This is a genomic window from Fortiea sp. LEGE XX443 (assembly GCF_015206815.1).
GTDB lineage: Bacteria > Cyanobacteriota > Cyanobacteriia > Cyanobacteriales > Nostocaceae > Nostoc_B.
This window is the reverse complement of the sequence record NZ_JADEXZ010000024.1, coordinates 45,390-72,122: the sequence shown is the minus strand read 5'-3', so window position 1 is coordinate 72,122 and position 26,733 is coordinate 45,390. Positions and strand designations below refer to the sequence as shown.

Annotated in this window: 26 protein-coding genes and 1 pseudogene; 7 read left to right on the top strand and 20 right to left on the bottom strand. The window is 39.9% G+C overall.

The window, feature by feature from the left end:
* Positions 1-312: 312 nt before the first annotated feature.
* Positions 313-729, bottom strand: a complete 417-nt coding sequence (locus IQ259_RS11765) for a hypothetical protein (RefSeq protein WP_193884836.1) — start codon at positions 727-729, stop codon at positions 313-315.
* A 100-nt stretch (positions 730-829) separates the two neighbouring features.
* On the opposite strand from IQ259_RS11765, the gene pyrE reads away from it, so the two are divergent.
* Positions 830-1,450 carry an orotate phosphoribosyltransferase gene (pyrE, locus tag IQ259_RS11760; protein WP_193884835.1) on the top strand — a complete coding sequence of 207 codons (621 nt, stop codon included), beginning with the start codon at positions 830-832 and terminating at the stop codon, positions 1,448-1,450.
* Positions 1,451-1,751: 301 nt separating this feature from the next.
* Here pyrE and IQ259_RS11755 read toward each other — a convergent pair whose 3' ends face one another.
* Positions 1,752-2,291, bottom strand: a complete 540-nt coding sequence (locus IQ259_RS11755) for a Rho termination factor N-terminal domain-containing protein (protein WP_193884834.1) — start codon at positions 2,289-2,291, stop codon at positions 1,752-1,754.
* 414 nt (positions 2,292-2,705) lie between these two features.
* On the opposite strand from IQ259_RS11755, the gene IQ259_RS11750 reads away from it, so the two are divergent.
* Positions 2,706-2,978, top strand: coding sequence for a GlsB/YeaQ/YmgE family stress response membrane protein (locus IQ259_RS11750; protein WP_193884833.1), 273 nt, complete (start codon positions 2,706-2,708; stop codon positions 2,976-2,978).
* Positions 2,979-3,201: 223 nt separating this feature from the next.
* Here IQ259_RS11750 and IQ259_RS11745 read toward each other — a convergent pair whose 3' ends face one another.
* Positions 3,202-4,638 (bottom strand): FAD-binding domain-containing protein, encoded by a 1,437-nt coding sequence (locus IQ259_RS11745; protein ID WP_193884831.1) that lies wholly within the window; start codon positions 4,636-4,638, stop codon positions 3,202-3,204.
* 792 nt (positions 4,639-5,430) lie between these two features.
* Between IQ259_RS11745 and IQ259_RS11740 the strand changes: the two genes are divergently transcribed.
* Positions 5,431-8,496, top strand: coding sequence for a PAS domain-containing protein (locus IQ259_RS11740; RefSeq protein WP_193884829.1), 3,066 nt, complete (start codon positions 5,431-5,433; stop codon positions 8,494-8,496).
* Positions 8,497-8,531: 35 nt separating this feature from the next.
* Here IQ259_RS11740 and IQ259_RS11735 read toward each other — a convergent pair whose 3' ends face one another.
* Positions 8,532-8,756, bottom strand: coding sequence for a hypothetical protein (locus tag IQ259_RS11735; protein WP_193884839.1), 225 nt, complete (start codon positions 8,754-8,756; stop codon positions 8,532-8,534).
* The gene (locus tag IQ259_RS11730) at positions 8,740-9,225 is read right to left on the bottom strand and encodes a PIN domain-containing protein (protein WP_193884827.1); all 486 of its coding nucleotides are present in this window, start codon (positions 9,223-9,225) and stop codon (positions 8,740-8,742) included. The genes IQ259_RS11735 and IQ259_RS11730 overlap by 17 nt, the downstream gene beginning before the upstream one ends.
* Positions 9,226-9,264: 39 nt before the next feature.
* Here IQ259_RS11730 and IQ259_RS11725 point away from each other — a divergent pair, with 39 nt between their 5' ends.
* The gene (locus IQ259_RS11725; protein ID WP_193884825.1) at positions 9,265-9,729 is read left to right on the top strand and encodes a CYTH domain-containing protein; all 465 of its coding nucleotides are present in this window, start codon (positions 9,265-9,267) and stop codon (positions 9,727-9,729) included.
* Positions 9,730-9,747: 18 nt separating this feature from the next.
* Here the strand turns inward: IQ259_RS11725 and IQ259_RS11720 are convergent, their stop codons facing one another.
* The 3 genes from IQ259_RS11720 to IQ259_RS11710 form a co-directional block, all read right to left on the bottom strand.
* A complete protein-coding gene (locus IQ259_RS11720) occupies positions 9,748-9,942 on the bottom strand; it encodes a DUF2281 domain-containing protein (protein WP_193884824.1) in 195 nt (64 codons plus the stop codon).
* Positions 9,943-10,028: 86 nt separating this feature from the next.
* A complete protein-coding gene (locus tag IQ259_RS11715) occupies positions 10,029-10,499 on the bottom strand; it encodes an ArsC/Spx/MgsR family protein (protein ID WP_193884822.1) in 471 nt (156 codons plus the stop codon).
* 67 nt (positions 10,500-10,566) lie between these two features.
* Positions 10,567-11,178 (bottom strand): cupin domain-containing protein, encoded by a 612-nt coding sequence (locus IQ259_RS11710; protein ID WP_193884820.1) that lies wholly within the window; start codon positions 11,176-11,178, stop codon positions 10,567-10,569.
* Between the two features lie 81 nt (positions 11,179-11,259).
* On the opposite strand from IQ259_RS11710, the gene IQ259_RS11705 reads away from it, so the two are divergent.
* Entirely contained in the window at positions 11,260-11,439 is a 180-nt protein-coding gene (locus IQ259_RS11705) for a hypothetical protein (protein WP_193884818.1), read from the top strand.
* 20 nt (positions 11,440-11,459) lie between these two features.
* Here the strand turns inward: IQ259_RS11705 and IQ259_RS11700 are convergent, their stop codons facing one another.
* From IQ259_RS11700 to fdxB, 5 genes are all read right to left on the bottom strand, one after another.
* Positions 11,460-11,942 (bottom strand): hypothetical protein, encoded by a 483-nt coding sequence (locus IQ259_RS11700; protein WP_193884817.1) that lies wholly within the window; start codon positions 11,940-11,942, stop codon positions 11,460-11,462.
* Positions 11,943-12,063: 121 nt separating this feature from the next.
* Positions 12,064-12,651: a heme-copper oxidase subunit III gene (locus tag IQ259_RS11695; protein ID WP_193884815.1), complete on the bottom strand. Its 588-nt coding sequence runs from the start codon at positions 12,649-12,651 to the stop codon at positions 12,064-12,066.
* 439 nt (positions 12,652-13,090) lie between these two features.
* A complete protein-coding gene (gene ctaD / locus IQ259_RS11690; RefSeq protein WP_193884813.1) occupies positions 13,091-14,737 on the bottom strand; it encodes a cytochrome c oxidase subunit I in 1,647 nt (548 codons plus the stop codon).
* Between the two features lie 45 nt (positions 14,738-14,782).
* Positions 14,783-15,760, bottom strand: a complete 978-nt coding sequence (locus IQ259_RS11685; RefSeq protein WP_193884811.1) for a cytochrome c oxidase subunit II — start codon at positions 15,758-15,760, stop codon at positions 14,783-14,785.
* Positions 15,761-16,289: 529 nt separating this feature from the next.
* Entirely contained in the window at positions 16,290-16,583 is a 294-nt protein-coding gene (gene fdxB, locus IQ259_RS11680; protein WP_193884810.1) for a ferredoxin III, nif-specific, read from the bottom strand.
* A 926-nt stretch (positions 16,584-17,509) separates the two neighbouring features.
* On the opposite strand from fdxB, the gene IQ259_RS11675 reads away from it, so the two are divergent.
* A complete protein-coding gene (locus IQ259_RS11675; RefSeq protein ID WP_193884808.1) occupies positions 17,510-19,099 on the top strand; it encodes a helix-turn-helix domain-containing protein in 1,590 nt (529 codons plus the stop codon).
* A 42-nt stretch (positions 19,100-19,141) separates the two neighbouring features.
* Here the strand turns inward: IQ259_RS11675 and IQ259_RS11670 are convergent, their stop codons facing one another.
* Positions 19,142-19,291, bottom strand: a complete 150-nt coding sequence (locus tag IQ259_RS11670) for a hypothetical protein (protein ID WP_193884806.1) — start codon at positions 19,289-19,291, stop codon at positions 19,142-19,144.
* An 81-nt stretch (positions 19,292-19,372) separates the two neighbouring features.
* Positions 19,373-19,752 (bottom strand): annotated as a pseudogene (locus IQ259_RS11665) (endonuclease domain-containing protein).
* A 218-nt stretch (positions 19,753-19,970) separates the two neighbouring features.
* Here IQ259_RS11665 and IQ259_RS11660 point away from each other — a divergent pair.
* Entirely contained in the window at positions 19,971-23,621 is a 3,651-nt protein-coding gene (locus IQ259_RS11660; protein ID WP_193884804.1) for a tetratricopeptide repeat protein, read from the top strand.
* Between the two features lies 1 nt (position 23,622).
* On the opposite strand, the gene IQ259_RS11655 is transcribed toward IQ259_RS11660, so the two are convergent.
* The 5 genes from IQ259_RS11655 to hypE all read right to left on the bottom strand — a co-directional run bounded on the left by IQ259_RS11655 (position 23,623) and on the right by hypE (position 26,697).
* On the bottom strand, positions 23,623-23,772 hold the full coding sequence (locus IQ259_RS11655) for a hypothetical protein (RefSeq protein ID WP_193884802.1): 150 nt from the start codon (positions 23,770-23,772) through the stop codon (positions 23,623-23,625).
* Between the two features lies 1 nt (position 23,773).
* A complete protein-coding gene (locus IQ259_RS11650; RefSeq protein ID WP_193884838.1) occupies positions 23,774-24,229 on the bottom strand; it encodes a hypothetical protein in 456 nt (151 codons plus the stop codon).
* Between the two features lie 192 nt (positions 24,230-24,421).
* Positions 24,422-25,243 carry a hydrogenase nickel incorporation protein HypB gene (gene hypB, locus IQ259_RS11645; protein ID WP_193884800.1) on the bottom strand — a complete coding sequence of 274 codons (822 nt, stop codon included), beginning with the start codon at positions 25,241-25,243 and terminating at the stop codon, positions 24,422-24,424.
* Positions 25,234-25,575 carry a hydrogenase maturation nickel metallochaperone HypA gene (gene hypA, locus IQ259_RS11640; RefSeq protein WP_193884798.1) on the bottom strand — a complete coding sequence of 114 codons (342 nt, stop codon included), beginning with the start codon at positions 25,573-25,575 and terminating at the stop codon, positions 25,234-25,236. Before hypA ends, hypB begins: the two co-directional genes overlap by 10 nt.
* 18 nt (positions 25,576-25,593) lie before the next feature.
* Positions 25,594-26,697: a hydrogenase expression/formation protein HypE gene (hypE, locus tag IQ259_RS11635; RefSeq protein WP_193884796.1), complete on the bottom strand. Its 1,104-nt coding sequence runs from the start codon at positions 26,695-26,697 to the stop codon at positions 25,594-25,596.
* Between the last annotated feature and the right edge of the window lie 36 nt (positions 26,698-26,733).

Genomic DNA, 26,733 nt, shown 5'->3' with positions numbered 1-26,733 from the left:
CCTTTTAATTGCTGTGCAGTTTCCTTCAACAAATGCTTTAGTGAATCTGTTAATTCCATTGACACCTATGCACATCCAAAATCGAATCATCATTGAATTTACTACAAAAAGGGAAGGGAAAGGTTGCTAACGGCAACCTTTCCCTTCCCGCCACCAGAATGATTATCATTTTCATAAGTTGTATACTTTATTCTCTGGAAGTCCCTGAGTTAAAAGTGCTGAGTCACATACCTTTTAAATTTCACTCTAGTGGTATTTAAAAGCTAACCTAATTCTTAGTTGGTTATTACTCAGCACTCAGCACTTTTTCCTTTAAAAGCGGAATTCTGTACCGACTTTTAGCTTGTTAGTATTTAAGCGCGGAGATGCAAGTAAGGAAGTATCATAAGGATTAGGTAAATCTGGTGTGCGAAGATAGGGGTCATTACCAACTTGCTGAGTCATCACATCTCGATAGAGAGTGTTTATTAACTCAGCATCACGAGCAATTTCATTTTCTGGAAAAGAATTGCGAAAACCGGAACCACTACCGAGAAAATTTTGGATTTGACGCTTAGGGGTGTTATTTTCGTAAAAATTGCGATCGTGACGAAAATAAGCTCGCTCAAATGCTTCATTAGCTGTCTCATAATTGGGTGTTTCTGTCTCCGCAGATGCTACGGAGGGAAAAATTAAACCAGTAGCTAAAAGCACTAAAAGACCACCAAAGGCTTGAAACTTTATACCCACTTCCTTAACTCCTGAATTTTGAGCAAATCTTAACTTATGCTTAATTTCAGAACTCTGATGAGTTCAACCTTTGGTGTAGCATAACTTCTAATCATTTGTAATGACGTATTCTACTGAAACCCTTACCCAGGCTGATATTTGGGCAGCCACTCCTGACTTAGCCACTCTGCGCCATAAGCTATTAGACTTGTTTTGCCAACTCGCCTATCAAGAAGGTGATTTTGTGCTTTCTTCAGGGCTGCGTAGTTCTTATTACATTAATAAAACACAGGTAACACTCCACCCCCAAGGTGCTTTAGCTGTTGGACGCTTAATATTTCCCCTACTACCTGCGGATACTCAAGCTGTAGCAGGTTTAACATTAGGGGCAGACCCCATTGTGACAGCAGTAAGCGTGGTTTCTGTTTATGAAAATAGACCAATACCCGCACTAATTATTCGCAAAGAAGCCAAAGGTTACGGAACGAAAGCTTATATTGAAGGCCCAACTTTGCCAGAAGGTGCAAAAATCGTAGTTTTGGAAGATGTCGTGACTACTGGACAATCTGCATTAAAAGCGGTGAACCGTCTTCAAGAAGCAGGTTATGTCGTCGAAGAAATAATTGCACTAGTAGACCGCAAGCAAGGAGGTGCAGAACTGTACCAGTCTGTTGGTTTAAAGTTTAAAGCGCTGTTTGAGATTGAAGAAGTTCAACAAAGGTATCGGGAATTAGCAGGTTAAGGCTCAATACAGTTCAGTTAACAGATTTCTAGTTGATCGTGTCGGAAAAACCAAGAATTGGGGGATTCTCCCCCATACCCCCGATTGGGGGCATTCTGCCGCCCTCATACCCTCTACAGAAGGGTTGATCTGTTTAGGCGGAAGTTTCGATTTTTTCTTAAGTGAACCGTATTGGGTTAAGATTTTAATCGCAAAATTTTGATAAAAACGGCTGTTACGTATACACGGATAGGGGTGTAAAGCTTTTGAACACTTCCACCCCTATACCTTAGCTTTTGTGTAATCATCTTAGGCGATCGCTCTAGTTTTTTGTTTCATCAATCGCTTTCATCAGTTCATCTTTGGTCATATTGCTACGACCTTTGATATTTAGTGATTTTGCCTGTTCATATAACTCCTGCTTTGACGTTTCTTTGTGAGATTCATGCTCAACTTCCGCCATCGCCTTTTCAATAGCCGGAGTCCACTCAACCTGCTGCTTACCTTCTTTTGAAGCTTTTTCTTTACTTTGCTCTGCTTCTTGCTTTTCTGCGTCGCTCAACTTATCCCAAACTGCTTTTGGCAGATAGCGCTTAGTCACTCCATCTTCGCGGGCGCGGTCTTCACCTTCTTGAGTTTGCCAGTCTTGTTCTGACCATTTTTCTAATGATTGTGCCGCTTCGTCTTTGTCTGCTTTTTTGTAGCCACCGCCTTTTTTTTCATATTCTTTGACTAGCAGCTGACTCTTGCGTGCAGACCACTGGCCAGGTTGACCACCTTTATCAGATTCGAGAATTTCTTCTTTGAGTTGGCGGCGTAACTCCGGGTCGGTGTACTTTTGGTCGTAATTATCCTCAGCCATTTTGTCGTCAGTTAAAATCCAAATAAATTGTGCTTGGCTTTTACTGTTTTGATCCTAGGTGCGTAATCTATGGTTGAACTCTACCAGAGGTTGAAATAAATTCCTAAATTTCTTGTTAAGAATGTTCACAGTTACCCCCTAAGCTTAATTCTTCTAGTAGAGGATAGAACTCACTAGAAATACATATACTGCAATTACCAAGCAATGAATTTATCAGTCCATAGTTTCACAGCAACTATGGGCTTTTTTTTAGTTTTTACCTATCTTGATTTCGGCATATTCCCAAAGAATTGGTAGCCCTTTAATACCTCTTCAGGCTGCAAATAATTAATTCTGACGGTAGATTAGCTGCAAATATTGAACCTGTTAATCTGTAATTGTTAGAGAGAACATTAAGCAAAAGAAAACAAAAAAATGAACATTCTTGCTTGGATTATCTTAGGTCTAATTGCTGGTGCTATTGCTAAAGCTATCTACCCAGGTCATCAAGGCGGCGGCATTTTGGGTACAATTTTGTTAGGTATCATAGGTGCATTTATTGGTGGTAGCCTAGGAGTATTCTTCAGTACGGGAACTTTTGCCCTAGCTGCTCCTAGTCTTAGTATCCCAGGTATTTTAGTGGCCGTTCTGGGTGCTATTGTCGCTGTTTTCTTGTGGAACTTGCTAACTCGTAGTAGTGCTGCTTAATAGATGTAACTGCGTTTAACTTATAGTAAGCTTCAGGGAAGATTTGTTTGGTATTTTATCCCTGAATTTATTTAAAAAAATAGCGTCAGTCTGAAAGTAGGCTGACGCTATTATGATGTTTAGACATATTGAAATGAAGTAGAAAGTTTTTGTCTGTTTCTGTCTCCACTTTTGCTCAAATAGTTAAAGTCGAGTTTAAGAAACAGAGGTTCTAAATTCTTCATTAAATTAATTCTTTCTGTTGTTGATAACGCAATTTAAATTGCTGTTGCTGTTGTTTATGATCCACGATCGCTTCAGGGTAGCCGACAGCACGACGTTCTAGAGGTGTAATTTTACCAGTAACTAAATATTCAGTATCGATAGACCGCAATTCCGGCAACCATTGGCGGATGTATTCGCCATCTGAATCAAATTTCTGTGCTTGACTGGCAGGGTTGAAAATCCGCACGGGTTTGGGGTCCATACCGCTAGAAGCACTCCATTGCCAGCCACCATTATTAGCAGATAAATCGCCGTCAATGAGCTTTTGCATAAAATATTTTTCGCCCATTTGCGGACTGATGAGCAAGTCTTTGGTTAGGAAACTAGCAACAATCATCCGACAGCGGTTGTGCATCCAGCCGCTTTCATTTAGCTGGCGCATGGCTGCATCTACTATGGGGTAGCCTGTTTTGCCTTCACACCAAGCTTGGAAATGTGCTTCGTTGGTTTCCCAGGGGAAGTTTTTGAAGGCATCGCGGTAAGCACCTTCCGCCAATTCGGGGAAATTATACATGGCGTGTTGATAAAATTCTCGCCAAGCTAGTTCTTGTTGCCAGGTGCGGATACCGGCTGCGGCTTCTTCACTGCGGCTATTTTCTTGCGCTTCTGTTGTGGCTTGCCAAACGGTGCGAATACCAATTACGCCAAATTTTAAAGCGGCACTCAGTTGTGATGTGCCGTCTATTGCGGGGAAGTTGCGCTGTTCTTGGTATTCGGTAATGGCTTTAGCAGTAAATTCTGCTAATCTTGCTTGGGCAGCTGCTTCTCCTGGTAGGAGAATTAAGCCACCATCCCAAATAAATCCTAAATCTTTGGCGGTGGGTAATGCGATCGCGCCTGCATCTTTGGCAATTTCTTGTTCGGCTGGTGTTAATCCTTCCGCAGTTTGTAAGGTTTCCACTGGTTGCGCTTTTGGTTTGCTGCTCCAATTTTTCCAAAAGGGAGTATAAACCGTGTAAGGGGTGTTATTCCCTGAGAAAATTTCTCCTGGAGAGTGGAGGATTTGATCCCAATTTTCGTTGAGGAATTCAATGCCATTTTCTTGGAGTGCATCAATTATAGTGCGATCGCGGACTTGGGAATAGGGTTCCACATCCCAATTCCAAAATACGGCTTTGGCATTCAACGCTACAGCCAAAGCGGGAATTGCTTGGATGGGTTCAGCATGAAGAATCAAAAGTTGGCTACCAATTTGGGCATATCGCTCCTGTAATGCCTGTAAGCAGCCAATCATGTATTGTACTCTGACAGGGGCAATATCATCACCTTCGAGAATATGGCGATCGAGGCAAAATACACCCACCACTTTGGGACTCTGATTTCTAGCCGCAGTTAATCCGGTGTTATCAGAAATGCGTAAATCACGGCGATGCCAAAACAGAATTAACTCAGACATTCCATACCTGTTATAGTTCACTCGTACTATGCTAAATCCTAGCAGTACTATTGAACATTATTTTGAAGAATGCAGGATAAAGATATGTACTGCTAAGAGAATATTTGAAAAAAGTGGGAAATAAGTTGATTAAATCTTATTTCTTCTAGGCATCTTGGCAATTTAATTAGAAAAAGTTATCGAAATTACCTATATGTCACAGATTTAGAGTTAAGCCTGTCAATCTAAAAGACGCTCCTGCGTCGCTAACGCAAATCTAAAATCCAAAATTGATTGACCTTTATTTATTGTGCCAAATACGTAAGTCATAAAAAGAAATCGCCATTAAAAAATATTTAATAGTTGCCATAGATTGATTCCAGACTGTATTATGTAGCTTTTATAACTTGAGTACTTATGTTTAATTTAAAAAATATTGTAGAACTATCGTTTTTACTAAGTTTGGTTATGTAAACTAAAGAATAAAAAATTACATTTTTGAGCTACGGAAGCACTATCAAGCCGACAATCAATTAGATTTATTTTTTGACTCAACAGATCCTCTATTCTGCTTTTGACAATAAAATGAGTTTGACTACCAAAAAATTAGATAAATCCTGCTGAAGCACCTATTCATTTATTCCCCAAGCTATGCACACTTTACATTTAATAAGAAACTTGTTATTTTTGAGAGTATATTTGCTTGATCCTCTATTTAATCTTAATTACTGATATTTAACGCCAAATTTCTACAGTTAACTTTTGCTACCTTGTTCTCACGTCAAGAATCTACATTTAATTGACGAATTAACTATGCGATTACAAGATCAGCTAATTACTTTGCCGACTTTATACCATCTGATTAATCGTTATCCTTTAACGATTAGCCCTGATAGTTATGTAGTCGATGCGATTATCTTAATGAGTCGTAAACAAAATCAAAATTGTTTACTGACAAGCTTAAATACATCGTTAGAAGTTAACATCTGTAATCAGCAGGAAAATAGTTGCATTTTGGTAGTAGAAGCGGGATATTTATTAGGGATAATCACCGCTAAAGATGTAGTAAATATCATTGCAGATAGGATAGATATCAGCCAAACAAAAGTGGCTGAGGTGATGGTCACAGAATTAATTACTCTCAGCCAAAGTCATGCGACAGATATATTCACAGCTTGGTTACTGTTGCGGCACTATCAAATTAGCTATTTGCCCATTGTGGACAATCAAGGACAATTAACAGGAATTGTCACTGATAGTGTTTTACTGCAAGCTTTTAACCGCGACATAATACTTAGTATCAAAACAGCATTGCAGCAACCACAAAATAATTTCCGCAAAATTAATGGGATCAGTTGTCGCATTCACAATCATCTCCAGAAAGGAATTGAACCCAAATCAGCTACGTTCGGACAAACTCATCAAGAACTTCAGCAAACCCGTAAAAAACTTCAGATGATAGAAGAAAAACTGCACCAAACTCATGGTGAGTTAGAAAAGCTAGTGGCTGAAAACGAACTGTTACAACAAAAAATTGTTGAGTACCAACAGGCTGAGGAAGCTTGGAAAAATAGAGAACAGCTTTATCAAGCAGAAAAAGAAGCAGCAGTGCAGGAAAGCGAGGCGAAATTTCGTCATTTTGCGGAGAATATACAATCGCTGATTTGGTGGGAAGATCCCCAAACAGGGAAATTTGTATACGTTAATCCGGCTTATGAAAAAATTTGGGGTCGTTCTTGCGAAAGTTTGTACGAAAAACCACTGTCGTGGATGAATGCTGTACATCCAGACGATTGCGATCGCGTCCATCAGATGGTGAGACAATGTGTAGCTGGAGAGTCTACCGATATCGAATACCGCATTTTGCGCCCTGATGGATTGGTGCGTTGGATTTGGGATCGCACCTTGGCAATCCGCGATGAACAGGGAAATATTCGCTACTATGCTGGAATTGCTGAAGATATCACCGATCGCAAGCACACAGAAGAATCATGGCGCGAGAGTGAAGCCAGACTTAGTTTAGCGCTAGAAGCTGCTCATATGGGTATTTGGGACTGGAATCTCCAGACTAATGAAACCCTTTGGTCTGCCAATATGGGATTACTGTATGGTTTACCTAACGGTACTTTGTGTCCTACCCCTGAAGACTTTCTGCTGTTAATCCATCCTGAAGACCGAGAAGCTTTTACTCAGGCTGTGACTCGCACTATTGAACAAGGAACTAAATTTATTATCGAATATCGCGCTGTTTGGCCGGATGGTAGCATCCACTGGCTAAATTCCATAGGTCAGGTCTACTACAGCGACAACAGTCAACCAATTCGGTTAATTGGTACAACCAGAGACATTTGCAAACGCAAACAAGCTGAACAGAAAATTTTAGAACAAGCCGCTTTACTCAATATTGCCACGGACGCAATTTTAGTGCGAAACTTCCAAAACCAAATTCTTTTCTGGAATCAAGGTGCTGAACGTCTGTATGGTTGGTTAAGTCAGGAAATTTTGGGTAATAATTCTGATGAATTTTTATTTAAACAACCTTCGCCAACAATTTCACTGGCTATAGAACAAGTAATTGAGAGTGGTTTTTGGCACGGCGAATTACATAAAGTTACCAAATCAGGCAAAAATATTATCGTCGAAAGTCGCTGGACACTCATGCGGGATGATACAGGACAACCAAAATCTATCTTGATTGTTGACACTGATATTACCCAAAAGAAACAATTAGAAGAACAGTTTTTCCGCACCCAAAGATTAGAAAGCCTCGGTACTCTTGCGGGTGGTATTTCTCATGATTTGAACAACATTTTGACACCAATTTTAGCAGCAGCCCAAATATTACAACTGAGATTTCCGCAAAACAAAGAGCGCTATTATCAGCTAATGGCGATTATCGAAAGTAATGCTAAACGTGGTGCAGATTTAGTTAAACAAGTGTTGTCATTTGCGCGAGGGTTTAAAGGAGAGCGCACGATTATTCTGATTAAGCACTTAATTTCAGAAATGCTCCTGCTGGCCAAACAAACATTTCCTAAATCTATCGAATTTGCGATCGCCATTCCCGACAATCTGTGGGCTATTTCTGGAGATATTACCCAGTTACATCAAGTGCTGATGAATTTGGTAGTTAATGCTCGTGATGCTATGCCAGATGGCGGTACAATCAAAATCTCCGCTGAAAATAAAGCTATTGATGAAGCCTACGCCAAGATGAATCTTGATGCTCAAGTCGGAAATTATATCATGATCACTATTGCGGATACTGGTATTGGGATGGCTCCAGAAATATTAGCGAAAATTTTTGAGCCATTTTTCACGACAAAAGAAATTAGTACAGGAACAGGATTAGGTCTTTCAACGGTGCTAGGTATTATTAAAAGTCATGGTGGTTTTATTAATGTGTCTAGCAAAGTCGGCAAAGGTAGCAAATTTAAGCTGTTTTTACCAGCCATAGAAAGTAGCCAAGCACTAACAGTCGAAAACCTAGCAGTACCTTTAGGAGAGGGAGAATTGATTTTAGTCGTAGATGATGAGGCACAAATTTTGGAAATTGCTACCATCGTCCTCGAAAACTACAACTACAAAATTTTGACTGCTAGTAACGGTATTGAAGCGATCGCACTTTACGCCCAGTACAAACAGCAAATCAAAGTCGTGTTGATGGATATGATGATGCCAGAAATGGATGGAATTACTGCCATTCGCACTCTGCAAAAAATGAATCCACAAGTGCAAATCATTGCTTGCAGTGGGCTTAACCCCCATGAAGGTTTGGCAGAAATTGCCAATGCAAATGTTCAGCTAGTTTTACCAAAACCTTTTACGGCTCAAGACCTATTGAACAGTTTACAGCACGTCTTGAAAAACCAAAACTAGACTTTTTGAACAATCTTCAAGTATTCTCTAAGTCTCTACTCAATGATTTCATCATATTGATTAGTATCATCTTCCTCTAATTCTTTCATCTCTGTAAATACATCAGCTAAAGTTTTTGTATCTAGCCATTGATGACGTTCTTTCGTGTAGTCTCCTTTACCGGGATTGAAATATTGAATAAATCGAATAGTATCGGCAACTCCCAGAGAATTCATTAAGGCATCATAGCCCTGTTTGATAATTTCATTTTGTGTTTTCATCATTGCTTTCCTCTGTTTGTATTACTTCTACCAGCCATTGAACAGGGTTATTAATCTTAATTTTAATTAATGGAGATTCTTTTTGGGCTTTTTTGAAGAGTCTGTCATCTGTCGTGAGAAATATATCAGCGTTACTTCTTTCGGCGCTGGCAATGTGGGTGGCATCATAGCTAGAGAATCCCAGTTTTTGAAGTTCTCCTGATCTTTCTTCAATAAAGGTACTATAAATAACTTTTATTTTAGCAATAGAGAGTAGTTTTTTGACATTTTGTAGTCTTTCTAAATCCAATGTTTGATTTAATTCAGCGATTAAAGCACTGCTGTTGATAAGTATCCAATTCGCTGATTGACATTGACTTAGAATTGTCATAACAGCTTGTGTTTCTAAATAAATACGGGATTGTGTCTGGTCATCAAATGGACGATTCAAACAACAAGCATCAAAATATATCTTATATTGTTTACCCATGTGCCACAATTACTAATTACGAATTACTAAAGACATAATATGGCAAAAGAGATAGAGCGAAAATTTTTAGTTAAAGGAGATAGTTGGAGAGAACTGGGTGTAGGTAGTGTGTATCGTCAAGGATACATTGCTACTCAAAATGCAGTTACAGTCAGAGTTCGCATTGCTAACAACCAAGGTTATCTCACAGTTAAAGGGCCAAGTGTCAATTATTCTCGGTCTGAGTTTGAGTACGAAATTCCGGTTGCAGATGCTCAAGAAATGTTAGATACATTGTGCGATCGCCCATTAATTGAGAAAGTGCGATACAAGATAGAGTGGGGTGGTTTGATTTGGGAAATTGATGAGTTTAATGGTGCTAATCAAGGATTGATATTGGCAGAAGTTGAACTGAGTGATGAACAACAACAATTTGAATTACCAGAGTGGATTGGTGAAGAAGTTTCTAGCGATCGCAAATATTTCAACAGCAATTTAGCAAAATTTCCTTTTTCGCAATGGTAATAATAACAACATCACCTTTTACAAATCCTGCCATGCTGTCTCTTCTTCAGGTTTCAGCCAATCTTTTTGTAGTAAAAATTCACTTAAAAGGGTTATTTCTAATTTCTCTTGTTGGCGCTTATTCTGCAAAAATTGCAGAAAATCTAACACTTCTTGTAAGAGAGGTTCCGGTACTTTTTCAATTTCTTGTAGCAGTTGTTCTTTTATTGTCATGATAGGTGACTCAATTACAAGTTGTAACCCAACAAAATTTTACTTATGTTGGGTTATTTTACAGGAAGTTGTGCAGGTGAGTTTACTTAATGCTTGCAATTACCGTGGCCATGTTCATGCTCATGGTGATGACCACCGTGAGCGCAGCCTTGCAAATCCTTACTCATCAGGTCTTCACTCATTTCTTTGAAGGATTCGTCTACAGGCTTTAAGCCAATCCAAGCATCAAGTTTTTCGACTTCAAAACCGACTTCGCGGCGATCGCCTACTTGAATTAGAGGACGACGAATTAATAACGGATCTCGCAGCATCAACACCAAGGCTGTTTCTGCATCAACATTTTCAGGAACAATCTCGCCAGATTTTACCTTGGGTGCAGCACGATTAAACCATTCAGCTACGGAGCGATCGCCAAAAAATGACCGTAAACGCTCCATTGTCCAAGGTTCTGTTAATAAGTTGTAAGCAATCACCTCATGACCAGCAGCTGTCAGCAAAACTTTTTGCCTAGTACCATTTTTACAGCCTGGTTTTTCATAAAAAATTACTCTTACCATTGTGCTTGCTCCCAATCCATTGAATGGTTTAGGACTTACACAGCAAAGATTCCCCTCTATTTTTTGATTAAAACTTACGTGCAGTATGGGTAACTAAATCAAACTCAAATCTTTGTTGTGGATCAGTTTCGCCATAAATATTGAAAGTCACAGTCGGTTCATCACCTACTGCTTGCACGCTGTGAATTGCATCGGGAGTGAAGCTAATAATATCTCCTGGACACAAAATTACTTCTCCCGTGGCTGCAATTTTATCTGGTGATTTTGAGTCATCATTGCGCCGCCAAAAAGTATTTTTTTCTTGACCTTTTAACACCGCCACAACTCCCCAAGTTCCATGATTGTGAATGGTAGAAATTGTCCCTGGTGCAAAAGTTACTGTTTGGACAGTTAGAGGAAAACCCAATTCATCGTATAACAGAAGAACAGAAGTTCCTGTTTTAGAACAAGGCTCTAAATGTTGACTGAGTACCCAGTAGGAATTGACAATCAACCGTCTCACCAACATCCGAATTTCTGGTAGACGGATAGATTCATCCTCAACACCATTGAGAACATCTTCGACCTCAGTTAAAAAACGATAGAGGCGATAATTATCTCGTAATAAATCCCAAACTCTGGCAGATTTACAAGTTTGATACTGACCGTCTTTAGTAACTAGCCAATCCCTACCTTGCATAGTTTTTACAATGTATATCGAGAAGTGCCAGGCATAAGAAATACTGGTGGTGAATAATAAGAGGGTAGATTCTCAGGATAGGTGACTGGCGATAAAGGTATGGTAGAGGGGAGAGGATTTTCGGGAAGATTTGCTGTGGAAAGAGGTCTAACAAAAGAAAAAGAAAAACTCTTCATCATGGCTTGTAAATTTTGGCAGTTGAGTGTTGATAAGTACGTTTGTCATTTATCACTGACCGAAAGAACAAAATATGAAAGATAAAATTTCATACTTCATACTTTCTAATCATCTTCCTCGGCTGGACGTGTCAAAATATCCAGGAGAATACCAGCACCATAATCATTTTTAGAGTCAATTTCTTGAACTCTGATGCTGATTTCTTTAGCTTGTTCTAATTTTCCTAATTTAGCTAAAACCAAACCAGTCGCAGCATAAGCATTTAAGTACAATCTGATTTGATTTTCTTCCTTCCGATTAATCAGTATGGGTTTTAGCTGCTCCCAACTTTCAGGAAAATTTTCTGCTTTTTTAATTTTATCTAATAATTTCGATGTTGTTTGCAAAGCCAGAGAATAATTATTTTTGTAGTAAAAATATCTATAAGCTGAAACTAAAATGTCTACGTTATCTTCAGATGCAGCGATCGCTTGTCTCATGTAACTCTCTGATTCTGAATGATTATTCCAAGTATCAGCTGCTAATATGAGTAACTTTTTGACATTTTCTGGTACTTGAAACCACGAAAATCTATTGGTATCGACCATAAAAAGTATGAAGTATGAAGTATGAAAAGCGTAATGCACCATTTATTTGAGTGCGTTACGGCAAAGATAATTATTTTTGTTACTTTCAATAATCTTGTGCCGTAACACACCCTACTAACTTTTAAAACTGAGTGAGAATGTATAGCAAACTGAAGAGAACAATCCAAATGATATCTACAAAGTGCCAGTAAATTTCTGCCATTTCGATGCCGGTGTGTTTGGTGGCAGAATAATGACCGGGACGCTGCGATCGCTTTAACACTCCTAAAATCAATAACAGTCCCACGAAAACGTGCAAACCGTGGAAGCCTGTCATGAGATAAAAGCAGTTAGCAAAGATGTTGGCAGTCATGCCGTATCCTAGGGTCATGTATTCATAAACTTGACCAAGCAAGAAAAACGCTCCCATGATGGCGGTGATTTTGTACCATTTTTGCATTCCTGGGAGATCATTCTTTTTAATCGCCACGTCACCAAAGTGAATGACGAAACTGCTAGACACTAGAATGATGGTGTTAATTGTCGGGACAAGTAATTCTACTTCTGTTCCTTCTGGTGGCCATACATCTGTTACGCCGCGAAGAAATAAGTAAGTAGCAAAGAATCCTCCGAACATGAGAGATTCAGAGATGAGGAATGTTAACAATCCCCAGACTCGTAAATCTGGATGATGTTCTTCAGTGTGATGTTCGCTGGTGGCGATCGTCATATTTTTACTGGCTGAATTTTTGGGGAGGGGGAATTTTCACCTCTTCCTTGATTTTGAGGGAAGAGGTGTTTTTAACGCGGAGGTAATACATTTCGGTTAACATCTCCATCTTGTTCAGATCCCCCCAACCCCCCTTAAAAAGGGGGGGCTAATAACTCTCTTTTATCCTCTTTTTAAGGGGGTCGCCGCAGGCGGGGGGATCTGAATCTAGGATGACCAAACCTTTATCCGAAAAGTATTGAACGCGGAAGTGCGCGGAGCGTTACATCAATAATGTGAGGCGATACATTCACAATGTGAAGTGTTGCATTCACATTGTGAGGCAATACATTCACAGTGTGAGGTGTTGCATTCACAATGCAGAGCGATGCAATAACATTGTTAATGAAAAAATTGATGTGTACTCCGTAGTGAAGAAGGGTGAGGAGATATTTAATAACTATGCACTCACTTCTGGTGTAGCTGTTGGTGCTACTTCTACACTATGACCGTAGTCGTAAGGGCCGTGGGTGACTACTGGTAAGACTTCCCAGTTTTCAACTAATGGTGGTGAACTGGTTGTCCATTCTAAGGACAAAGCACGCCAAGGATTATCACCCGCTACTTCTCCTTTGCTCCAACTCCAAAGCATGTTGAAGGCGAAGGGAATTACTGATATCCCTAAGACGAATGCGCCGATGGTACAAATTTGATTTAAGGTAATGAATTGTGGATCATACATTGCTACTCGTCGAGGCATTCCTTGTAAACCCAATTCGTGCATGGGTAGAAATGTGAGGTTAGTCCCGATGAAGGTGAGAGCAAAGTGAATGCGTCCCCAAGTTTCGTTGAGTTTGTGTCCGGTTATTTTGGGGAACCAGTGATAAATACCGGCGTAGATACCAAACACGGAACCGCCAAATAAGACGTAGTGGAAGTGTCCCACTACATAATATGTATCGTGGACGTGAACATCAAAGGGTGCTGTCCCCATTGTCACGCCGCTTAAGCCACCCATGACAAACATTGATAACAAGCCGATCGCAAATAGCATGGCGCTGGTGAAGCGAATCTTACCACCCCAAAGGGTAGCAACCCAGGCGAAGATTTTTACGCCAGTGGGTACGGCGACGATGAGGGTGGAGATAGTGAAGAATATCCGCATCCAACCGGGTGTACCACTGGTGAACATGTGGTGAACCCAGACGAATAAACCAACGACGCAGATCGCCACACTAGAATAAGCGATCGCTTTATATCCGAAAATGGGCTTACGCGCATGGACGGGGATGACTTCGGACATGATGCCGAAGATGGGCAGAATCATCAAGTATACTGCCGGGTGAGAATAGAACCAGAATAAGTGTTGGTAGATGACAACGTTACCACCTGCATCTGGTTTAAAGAAGGATGTGCCGAAATTGAGGTCAAATAATAGCAGCACTAAACCCGCAGCTAACACAGGTGTAGAGAGGAGTGCTAGTACGGAAGTGGCTAAAATTGCCCAACAGAATAAGGGTAGTTGATCCCATTTCATGCTGGGGACTTTCATCATCAAGATGGTGATCACAAAGTTCAGCGAACCCAAAATTGAGGAGGTTCCTACTAAGACGATCGCCAAAATCCACATGGATTGAGCAATTGGCGCTGTCACTAAACTTAGAGGTGGGTAAGCTGTCCAACCAGATTGGGAACCACCGAAGAAGAAACTTCCGAGTAGTAGTAATCCGGCTGGTGGGTTTAACCAAAAAGCGACTGCATTTAGTTTGGGGAAGGCCATATCTCTAGCACCAACCATCAACGGTACTAGATAGTTACCAAATCCCCCGATCGCACTGGGAACAATCCATAAGAAAATCATGATTGTTCCGTGATTGGTCATGAAGGCGTTATACAGATTGGGGTCGAGTAAATCTGCATCTGGTGTGGCGAGTTCGGCGCGAATGGCGATCGCCATCAATCCACCGATGATATAAAACAGAAATGCTGTGACTAGGTATTGAATACCAATTACCTTATGATCTACGTTGAAGGTAAAGTAGTCGTACCATTTCCACGCTGTGGGATGTAATGGTGGAGTATTCCGGGGAAATTCTACTTGTGTCATAAATTAGTCCTGTGTCTTTGTCATTTGTCCTATGTCATTTGTCAGCTACTCATGACTATTGACTAATGACTCGATAGTTGCAGCACTCACACCCATATTGTGGATATGAGGCGCAAGAAACTCGGCGGTAGATAACTCAGCTGGGTTCACTGCGACAGCTTGATGTAAATCTTGCTTTTGAGCGACTTGGCTTTCTGTCAGCCAGCGATCGTATTCTTCGGGTGTGTGGACAATGACTTGCGATCGCATGGAACCGTGATAACCACCGCAAAGTTCCGCACAAACAACGGGATATGTACCTGTCTTTGTAGCGGTGAATCGCAATTCAGTGGCGATACCGGGTAATGCGTCTTGCTTCAACCGGAATTGGGGAACCCAAAAGGAATGAATTACATCCTGTGCTGACAGGTTTAGTTGCACATCAGCACCGATAGGAACGTGCAGTTCTCCAGTGGTAACGCCATTGTTGGGATATTCAAAGATCCAAGCATACTGCATTCCTCTGACGTTAACTACTAAGTCAGCGGGTTTGCTTTGGTTCTTACTCGCACCAATGCCAATGCTGGGGGCTGTTGTCGGTGCTGCGGTATTGTTGAGAGTAGCCGCGATCGCACTTCCCGAAGCGTGAGCAACATGCGCTGGCGAATGAGCATGACTTCCTGGCTCAAAACCGCCCATCTGGTTAAACACATCTACACTATAGATGCCTAAACCAATTACAATCACTGATGGGATAGCTGTCCAAAAAATTTCTAAGGGAACATTACCTTCCACTGGTACACCATCAGTGTCATCACCGCAACGGCGACGAAACTTCACCAGAAAAAACAGAATAGTTCCTTCTACAATCAGAAATAAAGCGATCGCAATGGTAAACATGATGTTGAAAAATCCGTCTACCAAAGGTGCTTGTTGCGATGCTTGTACTGGTAATAGTGTATGGTTGTGACCAATCCAAACACTAAACGCTGTCACTACTATGCCAGCAACTAGCGTCCATAGTGAAACAGGAATTTGTTCCATAAAAGCTCCTGCTCTGTAAATTTTACTAGGAAGTATGAAGTGTGAAGTATGAAGTATGAAGTATGAAATAACTTTTTTTCAGGCTTTTACATTCATTCTTCAGTATTTTTTAGTAGATTACAGCACCAATAAATCCACTATTTAAAACAGCACAAAAGCCTATAATCAAATTCTTGATTTTTGACTTCTACTTATTAACTTTCTATCTTATTTCTGATAAAAATTGGGGGAATTTTCCAGATATCTTCAGATCCTTCCCCCAAAACTTGACAATATTTCCAGCTACTATGACAAAATTGCCTTCCACTCTCACAATAGTTAGTTGTTTTTAGAGGACGCTATTAGTTCTCATATTGAACAGCAAAATTAGCAGCAAGTATGATTTAGTTAATAATTAACAATTTTGAATTTACGCATTTGTTTACTATGAACTTTTTGCTGAGTTCTAGTAATTTTATCAAATTTCCCTCTAGTTACCTTGCTGACTATCCCTTTGTTAAAACAACAACTGTGAATAATCGGCAAATCTTTAATTGTTTAATGCGACGTGGGTGTAGCAATTTTTGGGACAAATCCGGGAGCAAGCTTCGCAACCAATGCAGTTCTCGGAGTGAGCAACTACCATGACTTTGCGCTCGATTTCATCATCTTCATCATCTTCGACAAATTCACCCTCTTCATTGAGTGCTTTTAAATCCAGCACACTATATCCACATACTTTCATACATCTGCCACAGCCGATACATTTATCTTTGTCAATCTCCTGGGCAAATTTAGGTGTCCAGGTTTTACCTCCAAATGTCAATCCTGTTAGTGTTGCCATGAATAAACCTTCGGCAATTTTGCCTATCTAATTGTTTGTACTTAAATTCATACTAACTTAATCTAATTGTTTTGTTTTGTTGTGAAACGATTAATTTTGATCAAATTAAAATTTGATGACTTTTATCCTGTTTTTAACTTCCGTTTTATTAATTAAATGAAATTCTTTGGCAATAAAATTTCCAGATTTTTTATAAAAATGGCAGCGTTAAATCATTCGTGAACAACAAGATCCCCGACTTCTTAAAGAAGTCGGGGATCTGAATGATACCTATCAAGCTAAATAAATTACTGGTAAGTTAATTACTACCTATATTAATGATGAAATTACTTCGCAATTTTAAAACGGATTTAAAAATACAGTAATAGCGTATACAGAGTATATGTTATTTAGTTACATAACTATATTTTGTATTTGTATTACTCAAGTATTGTTAATTAGCAATAAAAATGCACTAATTTTAAGAGAAGATAGGAATTAGAACACATCAAGTGAAAATGTAACTGTTATAACAGCAGTTCACTTGATAGTAAATATTAAAATTATTAATAAACTCTATATTGCCAGTTATTGTATGTATAAATATTCAGCAAAATTCCTTGGTTTAAGTTTTTGAGGTCAAAGAGTAAAAGTTAAGAATTAAAAAAATATGAAAGCTTAAGAAAATTTCCTAGGCTCATGATGAACAAAATCATCTAAACATTTATGAAATGTATAGTTAATGAAGAAGTAATATTCGGTTCGGATTAAAAGCCTGACAGAGCCTCCGCTTGGATGCGAAGTCTAAATATGGATGTGAGTAATAATTACGCAAGAAAATTTGCTTCTTGCTAGGTAAATAATGTGGTAGTGAGTGATGAATAAACAGGACACATCCAGGGGAGACTTGAGCCAGACATCTCAACGATTAAGTGGGAAGAAGTTTTATGCCTTATACAATTCCTAACAACAGTTGCGTTGGATGTGATAACTGCCGTCCCCAATGTCCTACGGGTGCGATTCAGTTAGAAAATGATGAATATTGGATTGATCCATGTCTTTGTAACAATTGTGAGGGCTATTATCCTGAACCGCAATGTGTAATAGCTTGCCCAACAAATTCTCCCATACCGTGGCAGGCAAAAAAGGGGAGATGCAAAGTTGAACCGAGAGATGCTACCAGCCTAGACTTATTTTCTAATGGCAAGAATAACCCCTTTGCTTCAGCGATCGCAATTTGGGAGGCGTGTAATGTATTGGCTCAACGCACATCCTTAAATTGGGAACCAGACGCAGCCGGATATTTATGTTACAGCCGACAAGTTAGCCAAGGAAAAGGTGCGATCGCTTTTCACATCCAAGACCCCTTCAATGTCAGTGATCTGATCACCAACTTAGAAGCTATTGAAGCATTAGATATCAGAGCCACTTGTATCCATCTGATATTAGCAGCCCACGCCACCACCTTAGAACAACCTTGGGAGCAAGAATTTGCGATCGATGAACGGCAAATAGAGAAATACTTAGGGCTAGAAAAACGCAAAGACCTAAGTAAAACTGCCAAGCTCACCTTAATGAAAAATCTTGTCCAACAAGCTTGTTCGTTGCTAATTTCCATCGACTGGCCTCAACAAGGCCGAGTTAAAGGATTTTCTGTCACCAAGTCTCGTTTGTGGCACTTAGTCCATGTTCAGCACCACTTCCAAGAAGACGACATAGGATGTAAATATCTAGTTGGACTAACTTTTAAAGTCAGAGCCGGAATTTGGGCGCAGTATTTCTTAAACAAACAAGCCTGTAAAGAACGCACTGCCTTCTATCAATACGGTAGCTTGCCGAAAACACTTTTAACCACCGTAATGAGTATTTGGCAACAACACGAAGGCGCTGTCAGACTCATGCTGTGGTTGCTATTTAAAACCAAGATGGGTAAAGAACAACGCATCACTGTTCCTACCCTGCTACGCATCGCCTATGGTGAAGAAAAAGTCACCCTAGCCTCCCGACAGCGAGAAGAACGCAAACGACTATTGCGGACATTTGAAAATGATTTGGAAGAGCTAAATCATTTGGGAATTAAACCCATGTTTGACCCCATAACTTACCCGCTAGAAATTCAACCATTATGGGCGAAATTAATGGGGATTCCCGAAGATCCAGACGAAGCCTTAGAATTTTGGATTAACGACGGTGGTGGCGAAACGCGTTTAACAGACTCCGGCCCCCGTGGAAAGTGGAACCTGCTAATGAACGCGCGGATTTTGTCATTTGAACTCCCCCCAGAATGGGAACAACAAATCTCTGACTCCGAAAAAAAGCAACGACGAACCATCAAAAACAAAAGACGAGTCAGAATCACAGGCGATTTAGTTGGCGAACAGATTTTAGAAGCCCGCAAAAATTTAAATCTCTCCCAACGCGAATTAGCAAAACTCACCGGCAAAAGCCAAAGCTGGATTCGAGATGTTGAAAATGGTCGCCTCAAAGCCAAAATAGAAGACCAAGCACTGTTACGCAAAGTGCTGAATCTCGCTTAATTGGAGTATTGAATGCAGATATATATAGATAAACACAGATGCTCATTTGTCATCTGTGTTTTTATGTTTCAAGTTTAACTTCTTCCGCACCTTAATTTCACTATAGAGTTTGGGGAAGATAAAAGTTAGGCCATGCGATCGCTGTTCAGGATCTAAATTTGTCTCATCATCTTTAGATCCCCCTAAATCCACGCCACTTGCTACAACGGGGGGAACCCCCGCAACGCAGTGGCTCCCCTTAAAAAGGGGGACTTTGAAGAATTTTTCCTCTTTTTAAGGAAGGGGTATCAATCCCTGTATTTGCTCACACACGCTATCAAACTGATTTAAAACTTGATTATTTGTAAACCTAATAATTTTTAAACCATAGCCTTCTAAAATGCTGGTTCTCTGTATATCGTAATCTTGACCTTCATCTGTAAAATGACTATCCCCATCAATTTCAATCACTAATTGTAAAATGGGACAGTAGAAATCAACTATAAAATGATGAATCGGTCGTTGTCTTAAAACCCGAAATTGAAAATCCCTCAAATACTCACACCATAGTTTTTTTCTGCTGGGGTCATGTTTTTGCGAAGTTCTTTCGCTCTTTCAACAAGGTTTGGATTGTAAGGTAAATGGAAATCGCTACTGTTAAGGTTGTTCGTCATAATTTTTAGTGTTTATCCCCCTACCCCCTTGAAAAGGTAAAAAATAGAATTAAAGTCCCCTTTTTAAGGCAATACGGTTCAGTTAAGGTTGAAGTCCCCCTTTTTAAGGGGGATTTAGGGGGATCAAACCACATTCTATACAAGCACCAAAGGGCGATCGCCAAATCTCTTGTGTAGTATATGACTATGCTCGCAATTAGCATGAGCCATACTACACCATGCCAATTATCACTATTCGGGAAGAATCTGCAACAGAAGGCGGATTTAAAGCCATTCTCAGCTTTGATGGGAGAGGCGAGTATCTAGTAAAAATTATCGACCCTTTTACACCCAAGGGAGAAAAACAACTAGAGTGGTATTTTGAAGACTGGTTGATTTTTCCCTTGCTGGATACGGTGAAGGCAGAAGCAGCAGCAGCCAGTATTAAAACTTACGGCGAAGAGTTATTTAACCAAGTTTTTCGAGTTGATTTTAATGCTTATGGCGTATATTACCGCTTGCGGAGTAATTTAAGTCAATTACAAATTGAAATTGTCGGTAAAACACCAGAATTTCAAGCACTGCATTGGGAAGCGTTGCGTGATCCAGATTTACCCCGTCCCTTAGCCGTATATTGTGTAATGGTGCGGAAGAGTAATAAACCAGCACCCATCTATGCAGATGTGCAAACTTCCCCCACAATCAATTTGTTGGTAGTGGTGGCGCGTCCCGATGAAGAAATGGACGTAGGTTATCGGACAATTTCTCGCCCCTTGCTGGAGTTGATTGAAAATAGCCACTTGCGGGTGAATGTCGAATTGCTGCGCCCCGGAACTTACCAAGCTTTATCTCAGCATTTGGAAGCGAAGGGGGCGGGATATTACCATGTCATCCATTTAGATTGTCATGGGGCGCTGATGACATCCAAGGAAATACAACAACCCAGCAAACCCGGACGCTATTTATATCAAGGGCGTTATGGGCGGAATGATTGGCAGAAATTTGATGGTGTGAGGGCGTGTTTAGCCTTTGAGGGCGAGACTCAGGGAAAAGTTGATTTAGTCGAGGCGCAGGAGTTAGCAGATTTACTCACAGGGAAGGGGATTCCCGTTTGTATTCTCAATGCTTGTCAGTCGGGGAAGCAGGTAAAGAACGACAACCCCGATGAAGATTTGCGGGAAACCAGCTTGGGAAGTCGGTTAATGACGGCGGGAATGCAGATGGTGGTGGCGATGGGGTATTCTGTCACCGTGTCGGCGGCTAAGTTGATGATGGAACAGCTTTATCGTCATTTATTTAATAACCAACCCATCACTGAAGCGATTCGCTTGGGTAGGCGGGAATTGTTTAATAATAAATCACGCAAAGCTTATATTAAGTTTATTGATTTAGAAGATTGGTTGCTACCTGTGGTGTATTGCAATCAGACAGTGAATTTTAATTTACGCCAGTTTACACCAGAGGAAGAAGAGAAATATTGGGAAACTTTTGGCAGTCAGTATCGGTTCCCGTTGCCAGAATATGGTTTTTTCGGGCGGGATTTAGAGATTCTCAAAATAGAGAAAGCTGTTTTCAGACATAACATTTTACTGTTGCAGGGAATGGGGGGAACAGGCAAAACTACCCTGTTAAATTATCTGCGGGAATGGTGGCAACGCACCAATTTTGTGCAGAATGTCTTTTATTTTGGCTATGACGAAAAAGCTTGGACACTCACACAAATTTTGTTTGAAATTGGTAAGCAGGTATATGGCAAATTTGAACAAGCTAATTTTCAAGCCATGAATCAGGCGGCGCAGGTACAAAAATTAGTTGCAAAACTGCGGGCTGAAGCTTACGCTTTGATTTTAGATAACTTAGAATCGGTGACAGGGCAACAACTGGCAATTCAAAATACTTTACCAGAGACAGAACGCAATCAAATCCGTGATTTTTTAGGGCGTTTGCAAGGTGGAAATACCAAAGTTATTTTAGGTTCCCGCAGTCGGGAAGATTGGTTACAAGCTACCACATTTAAACACAATATTTATGAGTTGCAAGGCTTAGATAAAGAAGCCAGGACGGAATTAGCAGAGAAAATTTTAGAACGGAATGTACCGCAAATTAGCATTGCTGATATTCGCCAAGATGGGGATTTTCAGAAATTGATGAATTTGTTAGCAGGATATCCCTTAGCGATGCAAGTTGTGTTAGCAAATTTGCGAAAGCAATCACCACAGGAGATTTTGCAAGGGTTGCAAGCTGGGGATGTGGATTTAGATACAGGGAGTGAAGATAAGACCAAAAATATTTTAAAGTGTGTAGAATATTCGCATAGTAATTTATCGCCAGAAGCACAAAAATTGCTGTTGTGTTTGGCTCAGTTTAGTAAGTTCATTTTCACTCCTGGTCTTCCTAAATATATCGAGCAATTAAAAATTTGTGAATCATTAAAAGATTATTCTTTCGATAAATTCAGTGATGCAATTCAAGAGGCGATTAACTGGGGCTTGCTTTCACCAATTAATGAAAATTTGCGCTTGTTGACTATTCAACCTATTTTTCCCTATTTTTTAAAAACTAAGTTAGTAACTCTGGATGAAGCAACTCGTGCAACTTTGTATGACAGATTTAAAAACTACTACCAGCATTTGGCAGGTTATTATTACCAGTTGATGGTTTCTAAAAATTCTCAAAAAAAGAAATTGGGTATTTCTTTCTGTAGGCTGGAATATGAAAATCTCTACAATGCGCTGCAAATTTGCTTAAATAATCAAGAAAGTATCAGCATATATTTTTGTTTATGTAAATATTTTGAGTTAATTAGTGACAAACAAAGCAACCTGAAGTTGGCAGAAACAGTTTGTCAAAGTTTAGATAATTATCCACAAGCATTTATAAAAGGTGAGTTAGGTTATCAAATAGCATGGGTAATTGTCATACTAGGCGGTTGTCAACTAAATGCCAAGCAGTATCAGCAAGCTAGACAGTCTTATAAAAAGACTTTGGAAATTTATGATGCGTTAGAGAGTGAAGAAGAAAGACAAAAACAAATTTGGCAGGCTACTTCTTACCAGCAGTTGGGAAGAATTGCCGAAGAATTGCGAGAATATGAACAAGCATGGCACAATTATCAACTAGCTTTGAATATTAACATCAAATATGGTGATCACTATGCTTGTGCCGGCATCTACCACCAATTAGGAATGCTTGCCGAAGAGTTGCGAGAATATGAACAAGCATGGCACAATTATCAACTAGCTTTGGATATTAACATTGAATATGGTGATCGTTATGGTTGTGCCAACACATACCACCATCTGGGAATGGTTGCTCAAAAGTTGCAAGAATATCAACAAGCAAGGCACAATTATCAACTAGCTTTGGATATTAACATTGAATATGGCGATCGCTATGCTTGTGCCAGTAACTACGGACAGTTGGGGATGGTTGCCGAAGAATTGCGAGAATATGAACAAGCAAGGCGCAATTATCAACTAGCTTTGGATATTTTTGTCAAATATGATGATCACTATGCTTGTGCTATCACTTACCATAATTTGGGAAGAGTTGCCGAAGAGTTGCGGGAGTATAAACAAGCAAGACGCAATTATCAACTAGCTTTGGATCTTTTTAGCGGATATGAAAATTGCTATTCTTGTGCTAATACCTATTTTAACCTTGGTAGACTTGCAGAAGAATTAGGGGAACTGGAGTCAGCAAAAGCAAATTATCTGCAAGATTTACAGATTACGGCTGAGTTCAATGATGAGTATCGTTTAGAATTTTCTCTTCGTAATCTTGCCCGTTTCTACCAAGTTACTCAGGATGAGAGTTTATTAGCAGCCGTGTCTGAGATTTTGGGGGTGTCGGTGGAGGAAGTTCGTGAATTCGTAATTCGTAATTCGTAATTCAGATTGCATTTGTTGTTTTTGCGACTGTAATTATAGAAAATGCGATCGCATTTGCTATTTTGGCGATCGCGTTTTCTATTTCAGCGACAGCAATTATAGATTTTGCGATCGTGTTTTCTATTTCAGCGATAGCGCGGGTGGGGTACACATTAGTTTGCTGGCGGAAGAGTCCCAGAATTCCCCGCAGGTGGTTCGGTGTAGTCGCAAAATATATTGAGTCCAATTTTAAGAATATACAACACAACAACAGTAGCGATCGCTGGGTCAAGGGGTAAGCCATGCGCGGCTGCTACACCCACTAGAGAAACAATCAACCCTGTCAGCAAAGGTGTACTGCCCGGATTTTTCGTGTATTCTTTGAGTTGACCACGAAAGCCTTCATCACCGCAGAGTTCCTGACGCAATACTTTCAGTGTTGTCTGCCAAAGCGATTTGCCCTCTGGCATGACTACCACACCGTTTGTCTCTATCCACAGTTCATCGAAAGAAGTATCACAATTACCATTGTGTTTTTCTAAAACATCCAATGCGTGTTTTGCCGGGGCGTAATTGCCTAATAACTCCCGTGCGACATTAATTTCATTACTGGTTAGTTGAGCATCCATAGTTATTCTTAGTTTAATATTAGACCTAGACTTACCTAAGAATAATGCTTCTAAGATACGGCGATCGCATATTTTGTTGATGCTCAAGTAATATTGCCGATGGACTTACTTCAAAGTCCCCTTTTTTTAAGGGGAGCCACTGCGTTGCGAGGGTTCCCCCCGTTGTAGCAAGTGGCGTGGATTTAGGGGTATCTAAATTGACAAACTCCCCACTTTTTCCGTCAACCACTTATACCAACTATCTAACCCAACACCCGTCATCGCCGACACTTGAAAAACCTGTATATTTGGATTCACTTGTTTAGCATATTCAATACAACGTTCCACATCAAACTGCACATAAGGCAACAAATCAATTTTCGTGAGAATCATCATCTCACTCGCGCGGAACATATGAGGATATTTCATCGGCTTATCTTCTCCCTCCGTGACAGAGAGAATTACAACTTTTGCCTGTTCTCCCAAATCAAATAAAGCCGGACAAACTAAATTACCCACATTCTCAATCATCACCACAGAATTTAGCGGCGGATTGAGTTGTTGTAAACCCCTTTCTATCATCGACGCATCTAAATGACAACCTGTACCCGTGTTAATTTGCACAACTTTACAGCCTGTTTCTTTAATTTTTTCAGCATCATTAGTTGTTTCTTGGTCGCCTTCAATTACACTAATTGGTAACTGCTGCTTTAAATCATTAATAGTGCGAGTTAATAATGTTGTTTTTCCTGAACCAGGGGAACTCATTAAATTTAAAGTAAGAATATTCCGACCTTGAAACCATCCTCGGTTTTGGGCTGCTAATAAGTTATTTTTTGCTAAGATGTCTTGTTCCAAAGATATTGTTGTACCGTGAATTTTGGCATGAATTTGTGATGCTTCATTATGATGATGAGAATGAGTAATTATAGTCCCATCTGGTAAAGTGTGGGTATGATGGTGATGAATTTCACCTGTTTCGAGATTTGTAATTTTGCTCTCACCATCATCAGAACAACCGCAAGTTACACACATACTTCCTCTATCTCGATTTCTTTAATTTTGAGTTCTTCGCCAGTTATTAAATCAAGTTGCACACTACCACAATTGCAAATACCGAATGGTTTATCGACAGCAAATTCATCACCGCATTGGCGACACCTAGCCAAGCCTGGTATTTCGATAATTTCTAATATTGAATTTTCTAAAACTGTGCCTTGAGTACAAATATCAAAACAAAATTTAATAGACTCAGGCATAATGGCTGAAAGTTGACCAATTTCTAACACTACTTTTTGTACTTTCATGCCTTTGGCGTGTTCGGTGACAATGGCTACTATATTTTGGGTTATTCCTAGTTCGTGCATAAAATAAAATATTAAAAATTAACAAATTCTTGGCAATTGGTCGCCCACTAACATATCTACAATACGTTCAGCACCAAAGGCTGTTTTGAGGAACACAACGCCAGGGGGTGAGGCGATAACTTCACCGACTATACAAGCATCTTTGCCAGCAGGATGAGATTGCATTGCTGATAAAACCTTGTCAAAATTATCACGACTTGCTACTACTACTAATTTACCTTCATTAGCTAAGTACAATGGGTCTAAACCTAAAATTTCGCAAACTCCTTTAACTTCTTCTCTAATAGGAATAGATTCTTCATGGAGACGAATTCCTACATTAGAAGTAAGGGCAAATTCATTTAAAACTGTAGCTAAACCACCGCGTGTAGCATCCCGCATAGCATGAATGTCTGGACAAACATTGAGGATTGTTTCTACCAAACTATGCAATGCCTGACAATCACTTTTAATATCAGTTTCTAAGGCTAATTCACCACGGGCGATTAAAATTGCAGTACCATGATTACCTAATTCGCCGTTAATAAGAATGACATCTCCCGGTTGAATATTGTGAGCCGAAATATTCACACCTGAAGGAATTACACCAAGACCAGCAGTGTTAATAAATAATTTATCAGCAGCACCACGATGAACTACTTTAGTGTCACCAGTGACGATTTGTACACCTGCATTTTTAGCTGCGGCTTGCATACTTGTCACTACACGGCGTAAAGTTTCTACAGGTAATCCTTCTTCTAAAATTACACTACAAGTGAGATATAAAGGTTTAGCACCACTAACAGCTAAATCGTTAACTGTACCATTAATTGCTAATTCTCCAATATCACTACCAGGAAAAAACAACGGGTCTACTACATAAGAATCTGTAGTAAATGCAAGTCTGTCTCCCTGTTGTAAAAGATTAGCTAAATTGAAACTGGCTTGGTCTTCTAATTGAGAAAGAATCGGATTATCAAAACTGCGAACAAATACATCATCAATTAAATCACGCATGGCTTTACCGCCACTACCATGTGCGAGAGTGATGTGAGTATCTCGGATTTTAGGTTGGCGGCGGCGGACTTGTTCAATTTTTTGAAATAAGGGATTTTGTAATTGGTTTGATGATGATAAATCCATATTAAATTGATTAGAATAATTTATGACTGAGATTGA

Bases quoted from the DNA above. Each gene is read 5' to 3' on its own strand.
- IQ259_RS11710 (WP_193884820.1), bottom strand. From the start codon at position 11,178: ATGCAAGGTAGGGATTGGCTAGTTACTAAAGACGGTCAGTATCAAACT.
- pyrE (WP_193884835.1), top strand. From the start codon at position 830: ATGACGTATTCTACTGAAACCCTTACCCAGGCTGATATTTGGGCAGCC.
- ctaD (WP_193884813.1), bottom strand. From the start codon at position 14,737: ATGACACAAGTAGAATTTCCCCGGAATACTCCACCATTACATCCCACA.
- IQ259_RS11695 (WP_193884815.1), bottom strand. From the start codon at position 12,651: ATGACGATCGCCACCAGCGAACATCACACTGAAGAACATCATCCAGAT.
- IQ259_RS11740 (WP_193884829.1), top strand. From the start codon at position 5,431: ATGCGATTACAAGATCAGCTAATTACTTTGCCGACTTTATACCATCTG.
- hypB (WP_193884800.1), bottom strand. From the start codon at position 25,243: ATGTGTGTAACTTGCGGTTGTTCTGATGATGGTGAGAGCAAAATTACA.
- IQ259_RS11755 (WP_193884834.1), bottom strand. From the start codon at position 2,291: ATGGCTGAGGATAATTACGACCAAAAGTACACCGACCCGGAGTTACGC.
- IQ259_RS11720 (WP_193884824.1), bottom strand. From the start codon at position 9,942: ATGACAATAAAAGAACAACTGCTACAAGAAATTGAAAAAGTACCGGAA.
- IQ259_RS11750 (WP_193884833.1), top strand. From the start codon at position 2,706: ATGAACATTCTTGCTTGGATTATCTTAGGTCTAATTGCTGGTGCTATT.
- IQ259_RS11745 (WP_193884831.1), bottom strand. From the start codon at position 4,638: ATGTCTGAGTTAATTCTGTTTTGGCATCGCCGTGATTTACGCATTTCT.
- IQ259_RS11660 (WP_193884804.1), top strand. From the start codon at position 19,971: ATGCCAATTATCACTATTCGGGAAGAATCTGCAACAGAAGGCGGATTT.
- IQ259_RS11715 (WP_193884822.1), bottom strand. From the start codon at position 10,499: ATGGTAAGAGTAATTTTTTATGAAAAACCAGGCTGTAAAAATGGTACT.
- IQ259_RS11725 (WP_193884825.1), top strand. From the start codon at position 9,265: ATGGCAAAAGAGATAGAGCGAAAATTTTTAGTTAAAGGAGATAGTTGG.
- fdxB (WP_193884810.1), bottom strand. From the start codon at position 16,583: ATGGCAACACTAACAGGATTGACATTTGGAGGTAAAACCTGGACACCT.
- IQ259_RS11675 (WP_193884808.1), top strand. From the start codon at position 17,510: ATGCCTTATACAATTCCTAACAACAGTTGCGTTGGATGTGATAACTGC.
- IQ259_RS11685 (WP_193884811.1), bottom strand. From the start codon at position 15,760: ATGGAACAAATTCCTGTTTCACTATGGACGCTAGTTGCTGGCATAGTA.
- IQ259_RS11735 (WP_193884839.1), bottom strand. From the start codon at position 8,756: ATGAAAACACAAAATGAAATTATCAAACAGGGCTATGATGCCTTAATG.
- hypA (WP_193884798.1), bottom strand. From the start codon at position 25,575: ATGCACGAACTAGGAATAACCCAAAATATAGTAGCCATTGTCACCGAA.
- IQ259_RS11650 (WP_193884838.1), bottom strand. From the start codon at position 24,229: ATGGATGCTCAACTAACCAGTAATGAAATTAATGTCGCACGGGAGTTA.
- IQ259_RS11700 (WP_193884817.1), bottom strand. From the start codon at position 11,942: ATGGTCGATACCAATAGATTTTCGTGGTTTCAAGTACCAGAAAATGTC.
- hypE (WP_193884796.1), bottom strand. From the start codon at position 26,697: ATGGATTTATCATCATCAAACCAATTACAAAATCCCTTATTTCAAAAA.
- IQ259_RS11730 (WP_193884827.1), bottom strand. From the start codon at position 9,225: ATGGGTAAACAATATAAGATATATTTTGATGCTTGTTGTTTGAATCGT.